Below are 17,052 nucleotides of genomic sequence, written 5' to 3'. Positions count from 1 at the left end.
GACGCGAGAACACGAACGGAGACGAGATGGCGAGCACGGAATCGGGCTACCTGGCAGAGCTGTACTCCAGCTGGACGGAACGCGCCGCCGCTCAGCCGGACATGAGCCTCGCCGCCAACCGGGAAATGCTCGAAGAGTGGCACCGTGCGACGATCGAGCCGACCGGCGTGAGATACGAGGAGATCGATGCCGACGGCGTGCCCTCGATGTGGTGCGTACCGAGCGGCGGCGCGATGGACCGGGCGGTGCTCTACCTGCACGGCGGCGGGTTCCTGTTCTGGTCCCGGCATTCGCACCGCAAGCTGGCCGGGCACCTGGCAAAGGCGGTCGGAGCCCGGGTTCTCGTGCCGGAGTATCGACGGGCACCCAAGCATCCGGTTCCCGCACAGCTGGAGGACGCCGTCACCGTATACCGCTGGCTGCGGCAGCAGGGTATCGACGCGCAGCACATCGCCACCGCCGGGGATTCGGCAGGTGGAAACCTCTGCATTGCAGTAGCTCTCGAGCTGATAGCGGACGGTGACGCCCCGCCTGCGGCCATCATGCCGATATCGCCGTGGCTGGACATGGAACTCGGGAGCGCGAGCCTCGACACCAACGCCGAACACGATCTGACGGTGAACCGGGCGATGCTGGAGACGATCCGCCGTCTGGCTGTGCCCGACGACGCGATATCGAATCCGTCGATCAACCTGCTGTACGCGGATCCGACGGGACTGCCACCGATTCTCATCCACGTCAGCTCCAACGAAGCTCTGCTCGACGACTCGATTCGCTTCGCCGCGAAAGCACGGTCCGCCGGGGTCGACGTGACCGTCGAGACCGAACCTGGGATGCAGCACATCTATCCATGCCTCGCGGGCCGGGCGCCCGAAGCAGATCGGGCGATCGAGCGGATGGGCTCGTGGGTCCGACCATTGCTCGGCCTGGCGATGCCGCCGCATGCCGGCGAACAGAACGAACCGCTCACTCACTCGACGTGGGCGTCTTGATGAAAGGGAAGACACCATGACCGACACGATTTCGCAGACCGAGCAGACCCGCACAGTGGTGGCAGGGCTCTACGCCGCCGGCTCCGCAGGGGACGTCGAAGGTCTGCTCGCGAGCCTTGCCGAGGACGTCGTCGTCCACGAGCCCGCCTACCTCCCCTGGGGTGGGACGTATACGGGGCACGAGCAGTTCCTCGGACTCTTCGGCACCCTCGTGCAGAAGATCGACCTCACCAAGATCGTGATCGAGGGCATGGTGGCCGAGGGCGAGAAGTGCTTCGTCACGTTCCATGCGCCGGAGGTGGCGTCGGGTCAGGACGTCTACATCGCCGAACAGTCGACTGTGCGCGACGGCAAGGTTGTGGAATTGACCATCTTCTATGGCGAGCAGACCTTCACCAGCGCCCAGGACAGCTGAGCCGGGCATGCTGCCCTCGACCACGTCCGGAGGAGATCCACAATGGCGTTGACCCTGTCGTGCGGCCTGGCAACATCACTCGACAGCCACGAACACGCGCGAATCGCCGAAGAACTCGGTTACGACACGGCGTGGATGTTCGATACGGCGCCGGTGTGCGCGGATGTGTGGATGCAACTCGGCCGAGCGGCCGATCGCACCGGTCGCATCAGACTCGCGACGGGCGTATTGGCTCCGGCATTGCGTCACCCGATCACCACCGCCAATGCGATATCGACACTCGTCTCGATCGCAGGCCGCGACCGTGTGGCGGTCGGCGTGGGAAGCGGGTTCAGCGGCGCAATCGTCACTGGTCAGCGGCCGTCGAAATGGAGCTATGTCGCGGCGTATATCGAGACCGTCCGTGCGTTGTTGCGCGGCGAGACCGTCCCGTGGGAAGGCAGCAGCGTCAAACTGCTGCACGGACCGCTCACCGGCCCGGACCGGCCGATCGACGTCCCCTTTCTCGTAGCGGCCGACGGACCGAAGGGGATGGCGGTTGCCCGGGAACTCGCAGACGGCGCGATCGGAGCCTTCGCACCACACCGTGGTTGGGACTGGAGCATGGTCATGGCGCAAGGCACCGTTCTCGACGAGGGGGAGGACCCGGGCTCGCAACGGGTTCTCGACGCCGGGGGACCGGGCGCCGCGATCATGCTGCACTACGCCATCGAATTCAACGGCGTAAACCAGCTTCCCTTCGATGCGACGGACTGGGCGAACGCGTATTCCGACGTTCCCGCCGATACCCGTCACCTGGTGCTGCACGAGGGACACGGTGTATTCGTATCGGCCGTCGACCGCCCGTTCATCGACGGCGACATCCTCATCAAGAGCGGAATGGCGCTCTCCGCCGGTGCATGGCGGGACAAGGTCGACGCGCTCGAGGCGGGCGGAGCGACCGAGGTCACCTACACACCCTCCGGGCCAGACGTCCCGCACGAGCTGGAGGCGTTCATGAAGGCGGTCACAACGTGAGCGACCGACCCGACACTCATCATCGACAACCAGGAGAGAACGATGAAACAACATGGTCTGAACGTGTTTTCGTCCGGGCATCAGTTCCTCGAGACACCTCGATGGCATGACGGCCAACTCTGGGCCAGCGACTTCTTCGCCAAGAAGGTTCTGAGATTTCACCCCGACGGTTCCGCAGACACCGTTGCCGAGCTCTCCGGCGCCCCCTCGGGCCTCGGATTCCTCGGCGACGGATCCGTCCTGGTCGTCTCCCAAGCGGACGCCAAGGTCCTCCGCATCGATACTTCCGGCTCCACAGCGGAGTACGCCGATTTCAGCGACATCGCCGGCGGACTGGGTAACGACATGTTGGTGACCGAAACCGGGCATGCCTACGTGGGAAACTTCGGATTCGCAGTCCTGCAGGAGGCCCCGAAGCCGACCAACCTCGCGCACATCGACGCCGCGGGCAAGGTCACCCGTGTCGAGGGAGACGTCACGTTCCCCAACGGTGCGGCACTGACCCCTGACGGATCGCTCCTTCTGGCCGAAACCTTCGCTCACCGCATCAGTGCGTTCGACATCAACGGTGACGGATCGCTGACCAACCACCGAGTCTGGGCACAACTCCCGGACACCTACCATCCCGACGGCATCGCCTTCGACGCCGCGGGCGGTGTGTGGTTCGGCAACGCCATGACCTCCGACGACGACAGTGGCTTCTACCGAGTTGTCGAAGGCGGTGAAATCACCGACAAGATCCCGGTGGACGGCGCCTGGGCCGTTGCCTGCGCATTCGGCGGGCCGGATCTGGAGACCCTCTACCTCACCTGCAATGCCACGAGCCTGCAGGAATTCCAGGAGGGCCGCTCCGCCGGGTACATCGCCACCGCGACCGTCGGCCGGTCCGGGGCACGAGTCGACGGAGCGGCCCGGGAGTCCGTGGCGTAGCCGACGAACAGTCGAACGGAGAGGAGACACACCAGTGCACGTAGTCGTGTTCGGTGCAAGCGGCTACCTCGGCGCCGCGCTCGTCGAGAGATTCGTGGCAGCAGGACATTCCGTGACCGGGGCGGTGCGAAGCGATGCAGCGGCCGCGAACGTACGCGACCTCGGTGCGGTCCCTGCCCTGGTAGAGCTTACCGACCCACACGGATCACTCGGGTTGCTTCGGGACGCGGACGCGGTGGTATTCGCCGCACAACTCATGCTCGAGCCCGAATATCGCGTCGTCTCGGCCATGCTGGATTCACTCGACGGCACCGGGAAGACCTTCATCTTCACCTCGGGCACCGCAGTGCTGTCCCAGCGGACAGACGGGGAGTGGAGTGCCGATGTATTCGCGGAGGAGGACGACTTCGTACCGTCGAAATACATCGGGGCTCGCCGAAACACGGAGGATCTCGTTCTCGCCGCGAACCGCCGAGGAATCCGGGGCATCGTGGTGCGGCCCTCGATGGTCTGGGGTCGCGGCGGCTGTCCGATGATCAGGAACCTCTACGCGTCGGCTGCGCAGACCGGATCCGTCTGCTACGTGGGCCGGGGACTCAACCTCTACTCCAACGTCCATGTCGACGACGTGGCGGAACTGTTCCACCTCGCGCTGGAGAAGGGGAAGCCCGGTGCGCTGTATCACGCGGTGTCGGGAGAGACGAACTTCCGGACCATCGCCGAAGCGGTGGCCCGGGACCTCGGCGTACCGACACGCAGTATCGATCTCGCCGAAGCCGTTGGCATCTGGGACAAGTTCACCGCGATCATCGCGTTCAGTGTGTGCAGTCGCTCGCGGGCGCCGCGCAGTCGCGTCGAACTCGGTTGGATGCCCGATCCCGATCGTCTCGACATCCTCGAGGAGGTGGGGCACCCGGCGTTGCGCCGACCGGCGACCTGACGAAAACCCCACTCTAGGTGCCTTCGGGGGCCAGGACGATGTCGAAATCGGCTCTGGCCCAGCTGCGCCCAGTCAGTTCGCGTCCGTCCGGGGTGGGGGTTCCGGCGGGTTGTTGATCGAAGCGGGTGATCAGCGAGTCTTTGACACCGAAGACGGAGTCTCCGATGTCGATCTGCGGATCGCCCGCGACGAAGATGTGGGTGACCAGCGTCCGCTGGTGCGGTGCGGACACCATGAAGTGCAGGTGCGCCGCCCGCACGGGGGAGCGGCCAGTGGCCTCGAGCATCCGGCCGACCGGACCGTCGTGCGGGATCGGGTACGGGACCGGTGTCAGCCCCCAGAATCGGTACCGTCCGTTGTCGTCGGAATACAGGTGGGCCCGGCCGGCGATCCGATGATCGTCGTACTGGACGTCGTAGTAGCCGTCCTCGTCGCATTCCCACACCTCGATGCGGGCGCCGGCGACGGGACGCCCGTCGGTGTCGGTGACGGTGCCCTCGATCCAGCATGGTTGTCCGGTCGCACCGCCGGCGATATCGCCACCGCACGGGATTTCGGGGGCGTCGTCGACGAAGAACGGGCCGAACACGGTCGCCTCGGTGGCGCCCTGGTAGGCCTGATTGTTCACCGCGATCGTCTGCATGGAAGCGCCCAGCACGTCGGAGAGCAGGACGAACTCCTGCCGCGTGTCGTCGGTGATGCGCCCGCACTCGGTGAGAAACGTGATGGCGGTGTTCCATTCGGCCTCGGTCAACCGGACCTCCCGGATGAAACCGTGCAAATACTTCACCAGGGACTGCATGAGCTGCCGCAGCCGCGGATCCGCAGTGCCGGCAAACGAGGCGGCCACTCGTTCGACAAGCTCCTCCTCGACTGCTCGCTGCTCGTCGTCACGCTCAGCGGTGGCTGAATCGGATGCAGTCGCGCTCTGCTCGGTCATGGTTGGCTCCGGTCGGTCGTCTTCATGGTCATCGTTCTCGGATCGGATCCGCGCTGTGCCGCGTCGAGAAGACGCCGCAGTTCCTCGGCCGCGACGGGGCGGGGGTTGGATCTCGGCACCACCGGCAGGATCGCCTCGACCGCTCCGTCGATATCTGCAGAGCGGAATCCATAGTCGTGCAACGCTGTCGGAGCACCGAGTTGCCGCCGCAGCCGCTCGAGCCCATCGACGGCTGTCGACGCCCCGAAAGCGGAGGCAATACGACGTTCGGCTTCCGGGGCCGCCGCGGCGTTGAAGGCGAGAACGTAGGGCAGCACGGTGGCGTGGGTCTGGGCATGCGGGAGGTCGAAGGCACCGCCGAGAACGTGGCAGATCTTGTGATGCAACCCGGAGCCGGCGGACGCGAAGGCAACCGCGGAGAGGTAGGCCCCGTACAGGGCCTGCTCGCGGCCGGGAACGTTGTGCGGGTCCGTCGCGATCGCGGGCAGTCCGGCGGCCAGTGCCCGAATACCCTCCACTGCCAGGGCGCCGTTGATCGGGTCGGCGCGGGGCGCCCACATCGAGTCGATGCAATGCGCGAGCCCGTTCACACCCGACGCGACGGACAGCCCCACCGGGAGCGAGAGCGTCAGCTCGGCGTCGTAGATCACCGACACCGGCAGCACGCGGTCGTCGATGCCGGTGGTCTTGCGCGATGCCTCGGTCAGACCCCACACGTTCGTCGCTTCCGAGCCGGCGTAGGTGGTCGGGACCGCCACGATCGGCAGCCCCGTGGTCAACGCCACCGCTTTCGCCAGCCCGGTGGCCGACCCGCCCCCGACGCAGACCACGACGTCGACGTCGTGTGCTTTGGCCGCGGCCCGGGCCTGCTCGGCCACCGACACCGGCACGTGCATCACCACCTCGTCGTGGCGGTACACGACCGGAAGGTCGCCGACGACGTGTTCGGCGCGCCCGGCCTCGGCCGCCGAGGCGATCACCATCACCCTCGACGCGTCCAGCCGTGCGACCTCGCCGGCGAGCATCGCTTTCGCCTCACCCGTGGCGAAACAGACACGCTGCGGCAGGGTTTCGTGTTCAAAACGCATGGTGGGTGTTCCCTTTGCTCAGTGAGAGTCGGTCGGCGAACCAGTCGGCAACGACGTCATTGCGTTCGTCGGCGTGGTTGTAGAGGGTGTGCTCACCATCGTCCCAGACCCGCAGGGCCACGTCGCCGCCTGTCGCTCCGTCGAGGAACGGTTGCTGGTCCTCCACGGTCACGAGTGGATCGGCGCCTCCGTGCAGTACCAGTAGTGGACACCGTATCGATTCTATGCCCGGGTCGAAGCGCAGACGGGCGAAGTTGGCCGTGATCGCGGCCTCGTCGGTGGTGCCCAACATGGCGGCGGCCTGCTCGGTGAACGTGCGGAACGGGAGCAACCGGGGCGCGGCGAACGAACCGTTGATACAACATGCGCGGACGGCGGGATTGCGGGCGGCAGTCAGTGCCGCGAACAGTCCGCCGACACTGTTGCCCCACACTCCGACCGGGCCGCCTGCCTGTTCGGCCGCGTATCGCACGAAGTGGCCGTACGCGTCAGCAACGTCGACGTTCAGGTAGATTCCGTGCCGCAGGCGCGTCTCGCCCTGCCCGGGGCCCTCGGCCAGAATGGTCGCCACACCACGCTCGGCGAGCGCGTCGGCATAGCGCAGATACGTGGCACCCCAACCGCTCTGGCCGCCGAACACCACCACCGTGCCCACCGGAGTGCCCGCCGGCTGCACATGCCAGCCGACCAACGAACCACCCGCGAAGGGCAATTCGACCTTCCGCATCGACGACGGAACCACCGCGGCTGCCGCGGAGACCGCGGCCCCGAATCTGCCGTACAGCTCCCGTTTGCGGTCCGTGTCCGAATTGATCGCCATCTGCGCGAACACGAAGGCGGCGGCCGCGGCCCGGAACTGCTGCCGGGCGGTCACCGCGTGCCCGGACCCCAGCGCGCACTCGGCCAGCTCCAACCGGTGCTCGCCCAGGCGTTCGGCGGCCACATCCCAGTGGTCGCCGGCGACGATCGCCTGTTCGAGGAGGACGACATCGGCGTAGAGCATGCCGCCGTCGAGCAACCGGGTGGCCGGCATCGCCCGACGGTGCGCCGCATTCTCCGCCGAGAGCGCAGCGTCGATGACGGTGTCGGTCACAGTGCGGCTCCCTCGGGCCGGCGGGCCGGCACCTCTGCAGTGCCCAACGCGGCACGCAGCCCATCGACGAGGCCGGGAAGCTCCAGCATCGTTCCCGCGCCGTAGAGATGGAAGTCGGGCCGCGCGAGGAACGCCTCGATTCCGTGCGCGGCCAGGTAATCGGTGTAGGTCCCGTCGACGTCGGTGAACGAATGCGCGCTGTCCGGCTCGATGGTTGCGAGGACCGCGCCGAGCGAATTCAGGAAGTCCAGGTGGTCGGCATCGAGCACCGCGAGGGGATCGGTTGCCGTGACGACGACGAAGCCCCACCCGAGTACGTCGTCGAATCGGCCCACCCGGCTTCCGACCGCGACGACGCCTTGCGGTGACAACGTCCCCGCCAAGGGTTGCGGAGTCCCGTCCGCAGTGGTGGCGATGATCCCGGTCGTGAGGATGGGAAACGGTGGCATCGGCGGAATCTCGCCGCGGCGGAACGCGGCGTCGCGGGCGGCCGCCGCCGCGGGATCCTTCAGATTCGCGACCCGGCCGAGTTCGACCGCGCACCGCTGGATGACCTCGACGTGGGGCCGGCGTTCGGACTCGTAGGTATCGAGCAGACCGTGGCCTGCCCGCCCGGACAACACCAGATCCAACTTCCATGCCAGCGCGATCCCGTCCCGCATCCCGGAGCACGCGCCCTGGCCCATGTACGGCGGCATCGTGTGCGCGGCATCGCCGGCGAGCAGCACCCGACCACTGCGCCAGCTGTCGGCCGTGCGGGCAGAGAAGGTGTAGACGATCTGCCGCAGGATCCGGATGTCCTCCGGGCCCAGGCCGTGCCGCTCGCGGAACCACCGCCACGCGAATTCCGTGGACTCCATCTGCTCGGGATCGTCGCCCGCCAACACTGCGACCTCGAATCGCTGCCGGCTGCGTCCGATGGGCATGAACATGTTCGGGTGCGCCGGATCGCAATACTGGCGAGTGACCTCGAACTCGGGGCCGAGGGGGCGAAGACGCTCGGTGTCGATGTTCAACCAGCGGTCCTCGACGTGTAAGTCCGAGCGTTCGATACCCAACGCGTTGCGCACGAAGCTGTTGGCGCCGTCGGCGCCCACCACATACCGCGCGGTCACAGTCCGGTCCTCGGTTCCGCTGGACCACTGCTCGTCCCGGTCCCGCTTCCACGGCCGCACCACGAGCGCCACCTGGCCGGGATCCTGCTCGACGGCGACCACGCCGACTCCCTGGTTGACCTCCACATTCGGGTACGACCGGGTGCGCTGATCGATCGCCGACTCGATGTCCGGCTGGTACATCGAATAATGGGCGTCGAATCCGCTGGACTGCCCGGACCAGTCCACCTCCAGCAACAATTCGCCGTCGCACCCGCGCCACTCGTACACCTGCTTCGGGGACGCGTCACGCAGTGCGAACTCGATATCGCCCGCCGCCTGAACGATTCGCGCGGTCTCACCGTCGATGTGAGTCAGGCGCGGAAGACCGTACAAATCCGGCCACCGCTCGAACACCACCACCCGGTGGCCCGCGCGACCGAGAAGCGACGAGAGCACAAGACCGGTCGGCCCGTATCCGACCACCGCGACATCGAAATCTGGGGACACCACAACTCCTTGCTACCTGGGGCTTTCTGCCCGATGCCACGAAGCTACGAGGGTGTGACCGAGGTAGCTATCCGCAACGCGCCAGTCGTAGCCGCATCACGCCAGAACTTCCGGAGGCGGCCGCCCGGGTGCCCGCCGGGGATACCATCGGGATGACCGGACGCTCGATCGGACGAGGTTGACGTGGGCACTCACCAATTCGAAATGCACAACCCAGGACACGCCTCCGCGTTGCCGGGCCCACTGGCGCGCCACTGCACACTCGACACCGCCAGCGTCGACGAGTTCCGCCACCGGGCCTCCAGTCTGCTCAGCGAACACCGCATCCGCCGTGCGGTCGACACGGCGCCGTTCCGGGGCCGGGTGCGTGCGGCGTCGCTCGGCGATCTGCAATTGGTCTATCTGGAACAAGGCATCGGTATCGACGTCGACATCCTCGAACACCTCGACTACTACGACCTGATGCTCGCAGTGGACGGCACCAACCAGATCACCTGCGACGACGCTCGTACTTACGTCGGGCCTGCCCACGCCGCAGTGCTGTCGCCCAGGATGCGCGCCCGGATGCAGATGGATGCCGACTACCGGCAGATGCACCTGCGCATCGAACAACACGCCCTCGACCGTCGACTGGAGTGCCTGATCGGACGGTCGGTTCCCGCGCCCGTGATCTTCGATCTGTCCGTGGACCTGACGACGCCCCAACTGTCCACCTGGATGTCGTCACTGCAGGTACTGATCCGCGACCTGGACGCGGACGGCGGCCTGACCGCCCACCCCTTGGCCGCCGCGAGCGTGCAGGACATGCTGCTCACCGGTCTGCTCCTCGCACAGCCACACACCTACTCGGCTGTCCTCCACCAACACGATCAGCCGCGGCTGGCGCGCCGCGCACTCACCCGCGCGATGGAGTACTACGAACAACACCTCACCGAGCCGGTGGCGATCGGCGACGTCGCCCAGCACGTCGGTGTCAGCGTGCGGTCGTTGCAACGCGCGTTCCAGGAGGATCTCGGCACGTCCCCGAGCCGCTATCTCCAATCGCTTCGATTGGCCCGGGTCCGAGAGGATCTTCTCGCACCGAGCAGTCGGGACGCGGAGTCGGTGACCGACATCGCCTACCGGTGGGGATTCGTTCACCTCTCCCGCTTCGCGGCAGCGTATCGGCGGCGTTACGGCGAAACCCCTTCTGACACAAGGTTTCGCGCGATAAATCATTGATGCACGGATCAAAAGTCTGTCGACATCTCATGATGCCCCGGCGAATTGCGCCGCAATACAAGGCCGTACGGTCGGCTCTGAGGTCGGGTTGCCGGGGCTTCGTATGCGATCTTGCGGCGCAAACCAAGCGCAGCCCCCGCCAACGATGGATATCAGCTGGCAGGGGCGCTACACGGACAGCCCGCCCGTAGTAATGAGCGGCGTATCAACGATTTTCGTGAGGCGCAGCGCGGAAGTCCATAGAGTGTGACCTATGCCATTGCATAATTTTCCGGCGACCTGAATTACCGACCGGTAGGTGTGATTTCGAAGTCCATGGCGCTTCGACCAAGCCGAAACCCAAACATGTGACATGAAACACACGTAATTCTGCGGAGAAGGTCGGCGCTCAGGTGTGAGTTGTGATTCACGACCCCGCCCGAAGCCCGATGGAGGTATGGGTGTACGTATATCGGCCGTTGTGCCGGTGGTGAAGTCGGGCGAGTGTATGTGGTGCAGCGTCATCGACGTGGCAGTCAGGAACCCCTGCACGTAAAAGAAAGAGTTGTCATGGCATGGATCAGCAAGAAATCGGGGGCCGATCTATTGGATGCGTTACGTGTCAGCGTCATTGGCACCGTCGTGTGCGCAGGACTGGTCATGGGTGTGATCGTCGTGGCGATGTGGAACTTCCCGGTACCGGGCGTGTAGTCCGGCTATGAATCTTGTCCTTCGCGAGTGCCCGCGGTCGGGGGTGCAACACCAGGCCGCCGTCTGGCGATATAGCTGACGGGGGATTGATTGTGCCCGTGGGTGCGGGTGGGCGGTGACAGACGCGCGGCACCTGTGACGGGCGTCGTCCGGTGTGGAAGGAATTGGGAATGTTCGGGACGGGTTTGGGTGCGATGGTGGGCCTGCTGGTGGTTGCGCTGCTGGTTGTCCCCGTATCGTTCGGTGTGGCGGCACGCGCGGACGCGAAGGCCCGCCGTCTTTCGGAGTCACCTGCGTCCGATGTGAACGAGGGGCGATCGGTCGCCGTCGCCGAAATGACCGGTCGGTGCGATCGGTGGCGACAACTTGCAACCCAGGCGTGGCTGATCTGCGGCGGCGCCTCGCTGGTTGCGGTAGTGATCGTCGGTGTGCTGATCTGCGTCGGATGAGATCGCGAGCATCGGTCCGTCCGTCGATGCGGTCATTCTCCGGATGAATCGAAGCGGCCCGGTCGGAGTGGATTTCCGCTCTGACCGGGCCTCGCCGTGACGTATTGCAGGACACCGCTTCGGTCCCCGCCGCACTCGTCGGGTCGGTGGCTCTCGGCGCAACAAATGGCGCCAATCGCCGTCGGCCGGTGAGGATTTGGCTGGCGAAGAGTGTATCGGGAAGGCGCACTGGGTGTGTACCGTCGCGAGAAAATGGTAGATCCACCGGTCGGCCGTATCGCGGACATGTGATCTATACCACACATGTATTTCCTGGCCGTTCGATGGTCGCGCCCGGAAGGGTCAGGGCTCGAAGCCTTGCACGTACAACCAATTGGTTGTATGTTTTGGGTGTGTCAAAGACAGATGAGGACCGGGCCGACGCCCTGTTCCACGCGCTTTCCGACCGAACGCGGCGCGACATCATGCGTCGCGTGCTGGCCGGAGAACACTCCGTCTCGGCACTGGCAGCGAAGTACGACATGAGTTTCGCTGCCGTCCAGAAGCACGTCGCCGTCCTCCAGAAGTCCGGCTTACTCGTCAAGCGACGCAGCGGCCGTGAACAACTCGCCACGGGCGATGTGGAAGCAGTGCGCGAGGTGTCGTCCATGCTCGCCGAGTTGGAACAGGTCTGGCGTGGCCGTATCGCCCGCATCGACGAACTGATCGCAACCGAACCGCAACGGAAGAAATGAACGATGCCTGTCACCAATGTCAGCCAGGACACCGACGCATTGACCCTGACCATCACAGCCGAGTTCGCCGCACCCCGAGCGCGGATCTGGCAGATCTACGCCGATCCCCGCCAGCTCGAGAAGGTCTGGGGCCCGCCGACGTACCCGGCGACGGTCGTCGACCACGAGTTCGCCCCCGGGGGCCGGGTCACCTACTACATGACCGGCCCCGAGGGCGACAAGCACGCGGGCTACTGGAACATCATCTCCGTCGACGAGCCGACCGGCTTCACCTTCACCGACGGATTTGCCGATGCGGACTTCACCCCGGTCGAATCGATGCCGGTATCCACCAACGAGTTCTCCTTCGAGGACAAGGACGGCAGCACCGTCGCCACCTACGTCAGTACCTACGCGACCGCCGAAGGTCTCCAGCAGGTGCTCGACATGGGCGTGGTCGAGGGATCCTCGCAGGCGATCGGCCAGATCGACGACCTGATAAAGGGTTGAGCGTGCCGGTTCACCATCGCCGCCTCGCCGTCCCGGTGCGAGGCGGCGACTCCAATTCAGTGCGCGAAGCGGTCACACAGTGATGAGATCGACATGGGACAGCACCGACGGGAGGGCGTCCGATGGTCGAGATCGGTGTGAGCGCGAGCGAGGTACGTCTGACTTTGTCCAGGTTCGAAAAAATCGCGGGACTGCACGGGGACGTCGCCGTCCCCATGCCACTGATTCGGGGCGCCGAGGTGATCGCCGACCCGTTCGCGAACATCCGGGGTGTGCGGTCACCGGGTCTGGGGATTCCGCGGCGTCGGTGTATCGGGACCTGGCGCGGCAGGGGAGTGCGCACGTTCGTCGTGGCCCGGGCGGGTGTCCCGGCGGTTCGCGTGCGCACCCTCGGACGGGGCTCGGGAGCGGAGTTCGACGAACTGATCGTGACCGTGCCCGATGCCGTTGACGTCACGGCGCAGATCCGCGACGTGCTCGAATTCGAACCAGTGGGAGTATCCGAACGCGACGTGAGGTTCCGGTCCGGCGACGGCACCGTACTGACCGGCACTGTGACGGTTCCGGCGGGTGCTGAGAGTGGTCCGGCGGCGGTGATTCTGACCGGGTCCGGCCGGCTCGATCGCGACGGCGACCACGCAAAGCTCCCGATCGGCGTGAGCCGTGCCCTCGCGGAGGCGTTGGCCCAGGCCGGTGTCGCGTCGCTGCGATACGACAAACGCGGGGTCGCGCGCTCGGGCGGCGATTACCTGTCGGCGGGCCTGTCGGACAACATCGCCGACGCCGCTGCCGCCGTCGACTGGTTACGCACGACCGGGGGATTCGGACGAGATGCGATCGCGGTCATCGGACACAGCGAGGGCGCCTGCCTGGCAGTGGCGCTGGGAGCAGATCGAGGGGTCGACCCGGCCGCGCTGGTGCTACTCGCGTGTCCGGCGGTGACGGGACGGCAGGTGCTGCATTGGCAGTCGGATAAGGTCATCGCCGGCCTGCCCACTCCGGTGCGCGCAGTCCTGCGGGCACTGCGCATCGACGTGAAGGAACGCCAACGCGCGGCGCTCGAGAAGCTGTCCCGGACCACCACGGATACTGCGCGGATGGGTGGTCGCAGGGTGAATGCGCGATGGTTCCGCGAGTTTCTCGACTTCGACCCGGCACCGCTGTTGCGGGAGAACACCGCGCCGGTTCTCGCGATCACGGGAGCCAAGGACGTGCAAGTGGATCCCGACGACCTCGCGGTGATCGCAGAACTCGTGCCCGGCGAGGTCGACACCGTACGGGTGCCGGACCTGACGCATCTGATCCGGCGCGATGCGGATCCGCCGTCGCTGCGCGCCTATCGGCGACTCGTGCGCGACGCCGTGGATCCGGAGGTGCTGTCGCAGGTGGCCGACTGGACGGCCGGCCACCTGCGCCGTGCCTGAAGCAGCAGGGATCCGCTGTGCCCTATCGGGCCGACATGTTGTCGATGATCTGTGCAACGTGCTGGGCGCTCATCGGGCTCGCGTCGAGTGTGTCCGCGCCGGGCCGCAGTCCCGCGATCATGATCGCCATGGTCCGCCGCCACCCGGTGTCGGTGACGCCGCGGGTTGTCGCGACGACGCCACGCACGGACCAGAAGATGAGGTCCAGGTCGGCGTCGACGGCGTCCTCGCGGATGCGGCCGTGCTGCTTGGCCCGCGCCAGGAGTTCGAACAGGATCCGCCGGTACTCGTCCCGCAGGATCCTGGTCTCGTCGTCGTTCCACATACGAGACAAACATCCGCGGTTGGACGCCAGGATTGCACCGGTGCCGTACAGAACCTGCTCGAGGCCTTCACCGTCCGGCGCGGACAGGGCTTCGTCGGCCACGGCCAGGAAGTCGTCGTATACCTGTCTGACGAGTTCACTGACCAATGCATCCTTCGTGGGGAACCGGCGGTACAGGGTGCCGATCCCGACGCCGGCGACCCGGGCGATCTCGTCGACACCCACATCCAGGCCGCGCTCGCTGAACACCGTCGCTGCCGCGTCGAGTAGCCGCTGCCGATTCTCCGCGGCGTCGCGGCGCAGCGCCCTTTCGCTTCCCCGAACCCTCACGTCGGACTTCATTCGGATTCGTCGCCCACCAGAGTGCCTCCCGCGACCATCGCGAGTTCCGGGTGCCGCAGCGCGGCCGATTCCTCGAGACGCGTGATCTCGTCCCGCTGCATCGCCGGGATGAACATGGCCGCAACTGCGCCGAGACCCACTGCCGCGCCCAACATGACGAATCCATGGGTGTAACCGGATTCCGGGGGAACTCCCGTGGAGGACGCCCCCGCGGTGACGATGCTGGCCATGAGTGCAGCGCCTACAGAGCCGCCGATCGTGCGGATGTTCGCGTTCATCCCGCTCGCGACACCGGTCTGTTCGGGCGGCACCGCCGCGACCACGACATTCGACATCGCCGAGAAGGCCAGCCCGAAACCGATCCCGATCAATGACGTGGCGAGGTAGATGTCGATCTCGGTGTCATGCGCGAAAGCCACCACGAAGTAACCGATCGCACCCACGATCGACCCAGCGATGAGCAGGAATTTCGAACCCAGTCGAGCGGCCAGGCGACCGGAGGCGAGTCCGAGTACGAACATTCCCACGCTCAGGGGCAGCAGCATCAGACCCGACTCGGTGACCGAAGCTCCGAAGCCGTATCCGGCGGACGTGGGTGTCTGCAGGAACTGCGGCAGGAAGCCGAATGCGGCATACATGCCGACGCCCATCAGCAGCGCCAGCAGGTTGGCCGCCCACACGCTGCGGACCCGCATCATCCGCATGTCGATCAGCGGGTTGGCAGATCGCGCTTCGGCGACCACCCACGTCACGACGAGGATCGCGGCAGCCACCAGCACCCCGATGACGATCGGTGAGCCCCAACCCCACGACGGCGCCTGACTCACACCGAGCAGTAGTGCGACCAGCCACGCGGAGAGCAGCAGTGCGGTGAGCCCGTTGATCTTGCCGGCGGTGTGCACGGGGGAATCGGGGATCAGGATCTGCGCGGCCACCCCCGCGAGGACGACCATGATCAGCGGAATCCAGAACAGCCAGTGGTAACTCAGCACGGCCACGATGGGACCGGCGAGGACGATGCCGAGACCTGCGCCGACAGCGCTGAGTGCGGCAATGGTGCCGACTGCTCCCGCCACCTTCTCCTCGGGGAACTCGTCGCGGATGATGCCGAACGCCAAGGGCAGCACACCGCCACCGATGCCCTGGATCACCCGAGCCGCGATCATCACCGGCAGAGACGTGGCGAGGGCGGCGAGCAGGGACCCCACCGCCAGCGCGGTGAGTGCAATGACGAACACGCGCTTCTTCCCGTGCATGTCGCCGAGGCGTCCCATGACCGGGGTGAAGATCGACGCCGACAACAGGTAGGCGGTCAACACCCACGTGACGTCGGCCTGATTCGTGCCCAGTGCCGACTCGAGGGTCGGCAGCACCGGCATCACCAGCGACTGCAGAAGGGCGAAGGCGCCGACACCGATAGTGAGAACGGAAAATGTCAATTGATAGTGCGTCCGCGGCGAAGCGGTTTTCATGAATACTCCCTACGAAGCGGAGCGTTCACTCCGCATAGTGGGAATCTATCATTCGACGCGGTGCGGGTGCGTGATCCCGGTCAGTTCGGGCCTTTGCGTCCGACGAGGTGGAAGATGCGGCTGAGTTGGCGGTAGGGGTCCCGTCGGCCGGCTTCGAGTTCGACGGCGGTGGCCGCGGCGACCTGCTCGGAATCGCCCGGATCCAGCCGGGCGCCGCCGAGGTCGAGCCAGTCCACGAACAGCCAGACCCCGTACCAGCGCACCGGCTCGATACCGCGGTCCCGTATGAGGCCGCTGAGTTCCTCGACGGTGTGGGCGTGGGTCGGAACGCCCAGCACCCCGATCTCGCTGCGGGCATCGAACGAGGCCAGGGCGTCGTCCCACCGTCGTTCCAGAGCCGGGCGAACCGCCATCGCGCGGGCGTTGCCCGCCATGATCGAGACGACTCCTCCGTCATCGGCGCACCGGCACAGTTGGTCGATCAACGGTTCCGGGTCGTCGAGGTATCCGAGAACACCATGACACAGCACAGCGGCGAAGCGTCGGCCGTGGACCGCCTCGTCGGCGTTCTCGCCGTCGGCCTGTAGTACCGTCACACGGCGCCGGGAGTCATCGGGCAATTGCCGGAGTCGCTGCCGGGCTTTGTCCAGCATCGCCGCGGACGGGTCGAGCAGGGTCACGTCGTAGCCGGCTCGGGCGAGCGGAAACGATTGATGGCCGGCGCCGCCTCCGACGTCGAGCACCGCCGTCGGCGGCGCCGGGAGATGCTCGAGCAGTTGCTGGTGCAACACAGTGGTGCGCACGAGCCCCTTCACCGAGGCGTACGCCTCGTCGGCAAAATGGTCGGCCAAACTTTCCCAGCTGTCGTCGCCCACCACTCCACGATA

The 17,052-nt window shown here is 66.2% G+C and carries 18 protein-coding genes; 11 read left to right on the top strand and 7 right to left on the bottom strand.

Going from position 1 to position 17,052, the window contains the following annotated elements; genetic code table 11:
- Positions 1-26 precede the first annotated feature (26 nt).
- From CA951_RS22075 to CA951_RS22055, 5 genes are read left to right on the top strand one after another with little or no spacing between them, the layout of a single operon-like run.
- A complete protein-coding gene (locus CA951_RS22075; RefSeq protein ID WP_087558845.1) occupies positions 27-992 on the top strand; it encodes an alpha/beta hydrolase in 966 nt (321 codons plus the stop codon).
- 16 nt (positions 993-1,008) lie between these two features.
- Entirely contained in the window at positions 1,009-1,407 is a 399-nt protein-coding gene (locus tag CA951_RS22070; protein WP_179220273.1) for a nuclear transport factor 2 family protein, read from the top strand.
- A 42-nt stretch (positions 1,408-1,449) separates the two neighbouring features.
- Positions 1,450-2,424 carry an LLM class flavin-dependent oxidoreductase gene (locus CA951_RS22065; protein ID WP_087558843.1) on the top strand — a complete coding sequence of 325 codons (975 nt, stop codon included), beginning with the start codon at positions 1,450-1,452 and terminating at the stop codon, positions 2,422-2,424.
- A 42-nt stretch (positions 2,425-2,466) separates the two neighbouring features.
- Entirely contained in the window at positions 2,467-3,354 is an 888-nt protein-coding gene (locus tag CA951_RS22060) for an SMP-30/gluconolactonase/LRE family protein (RefSeq protein ID WP_087558842.1), read from the top strand.
- 34 nt (positions 3,355-3,388) lie between these two features.
- The gene (locus tag CA951_RS22055; protein ID WP_256974032.1) at positions 3,389-4,294 is read left to right on the top strand and encodes an NAD-dependent epimerase/dehydratase family protein; all 906 of its coding nucleotides are present in this window, start codon (positions 3,389-3,391) and stop codon (positions 4,292-4,294) included.
- A 13-nt stretch (positions 4,295-4,307) separates the two neighbouring features.
- Here the strand turns inward: CA951_RS22055 and CA951_RS22050 are convergent, their stop codons facing one another.
- Genes CA951_RS22050 through CA951_RS22035 form a run of 4 tightly spaced genes read right to left on the bottom strand, consistent with a single transcriptional unit; the run spans position 4,308 to position 9,019 of the window.
- Entirely contained in the window at positions 4,308-5,234 is a 927-nt protein-coding gene (locus CA951_RS22050; protein WP_087558840.1) for a dioxygenase, read from the bottom strand.
- Entirely contained in the window at positions 5,231-6,322 is a 1,092-nt protein-coding gene (locus CA951_RS22045; protein WP_087558839.1) for a maleylacetate reductase, read from the bottom strand. The genes CA951_RS22050 and CA951_RS22045 overlap by 4 nt, the downstream gene beginning before the upstream one ends.
- Positions 6,312-7,415 (bottom strand): alpha/beta hydrolase, encoded by a 1,104-nt coding sequence (locus CA951_RS22040; RefSeq protein ID WP_256974031.1) that lies wholly within the window; start codon positions 7,413-7,415, stop codon positions 6,312-6,314. Before CA951_RS22040 ends, CA951_RS22045 begins: the two co-directional genes overlap by 11 nt.
- On the bottom strand, positions 7,412-9,019 hold the full coding sequence (locus tag CA951_RS22035) for a bifunctional 3-(3-hydroxy-phenyl)propionate/3-hydroxycinnamic acid hydroxylase (protein ID WP_087558992.1): 1,608 nt from the start codon (positions 9,017-9,019) through the stop codon (positions 7,412-7,414). The genes CA951_RS22040 and CA951_RS22035 overlap by 4 nt, the downstream gene beginning before the upstream one ends.
- 204 nt (positions 9,020-9,223) lie before the next feature.
- Between CA951_RS22035 and CA951_RS22030 the strand changes: the two genes are divergently transcribed.
- The 6 genes from CA951_RS22030 to CA951_RS22010 all read left to right on the top strand — a co-directional run bounded on the left by CA951_RS22030 (position 9,224) and on the right by CA951_RS22010 (position 14,026).
- Positions 9,224-10,240: an AraC family transcriptional regulator gene (locus tag CA951_RS22030; protein WP_087558991.1), complete on the top strand. Its 1,017-nt coding sequence runs from the start codon at positions 9,224-9,226 to the stop codon at positions 10,238-10,240.
- A 549-nt stretch (positions 10,241-10,789) separates the two neighbouring features.
- Entirely contained in the window at positions 10,790-10,930 is a 141-nt protein-coding gene (locus tag CA951_RS43495; RefSeq protein ID WP_179220272.1) for a hypothetical protein, read from the top strand.
- Between the two features lie 170 nt (positions 10,931-11,100).
- Positions 11,101-11,379, top strand: coding sequence for a hypothetical protein (locus CA951_RS22025; RefSeq protein ID WP_087558838.1), 279 nt, complete (start codon positions 11,101-11,103; stop codon positions 11,377-11,379).
- A gap of 392 nt (positions 11,380-11,771) precedes the next feature.
- Positions 11,772-12,113, top strand: coding sequence for a helix-turn-helix transcriptional regulator (locus CA951_RS22020; protein ID WP_087558990.1), 342 nt, complete (start codon positions 11,772-11,774; stop codon positions 12,111-12,113).
- Between the two features lie 3 nt (positions 12,114-12,116).
- A complete protein-coding gene (locus tag CA951_RS22015) occupies positions 12,117-12,602 on the top strand; it encodes an SRPBCC domain-containing protein (RefSeq protein WP_087558837.1) in 486 nt (161 codons plus the stop codon).
- A gap of 215 nt (positions 12,603-12,817) precedes the next feature.
- Positions 12,818-14,026, top strand: coding sequence for a S9 family peptidase (locus tag CA951_RS22010; protein WP_256974030.1), 1,209 nt, complete (start codon positions 12,818-12,820; stop codon positions 14,024-14,026).
- 22 nt (positions 14,027-14,048) lie between these two features.
- Here the strand turns inward: CA951_RS22010 and CA951_RS22005 are convergent, their stop codons facing one another.
- From CA951_RS22005 to CA951_RS21995, 3 genes are all read right to left on the bottom strand, one after another.
- A complete protein-coding gene (locus CA951_RS22005) occupies positions 14,049-14,693 on the bottom strand; it encodes a TetR/AcrR family transcriptional regulator (RefSeq protein WP_087558835.1) in 645 nt (214 codons plus the stop codon).
- The gene (locus CA951_RS22000) at positions 14,690-16,165 is read right to left on the bottom strand and encodes an MFS transporter (RefSeq protein WP_087558834.1); all 1,476 of its coding nucleotides are present in this window, start codon (positions 16,163-16,165) and stop codon (positions 14,690-14,692) included. The genes CA951_RS22005 and CA951_RS22000 overlap by 4 nt, the downstream gene beginning before the upstream one ends.
- Before the next feature lie 80 nt (positions 16,166-16,245).
- Positions 16,246-17,040, bottom strand: coding sequence for a methyltransferase (locus CA951_RS21995; protein WP_087558833.1), 795 nt, complete (start codon positions 17,038-17,040; stop codon positions 16,246-16,248).
- Positions 17,041-17,052 lie beyond the last annotated feature (12 nt).

It is taken from the genome of Rhodococcus sp. NCIMB 12038 (assembly GCF_002165735.1).
GTDB lineage: Bacteria > Actinomycetota > Actinomycetes > Mycobacteriales > Mycobacteriaceae > Rhodococcus_F.
The sequence above is the reverse complement of the archived record's forward strand: the minus strand, read 5'-3'. Positions and strand labels throughout refer to the sequence as shown.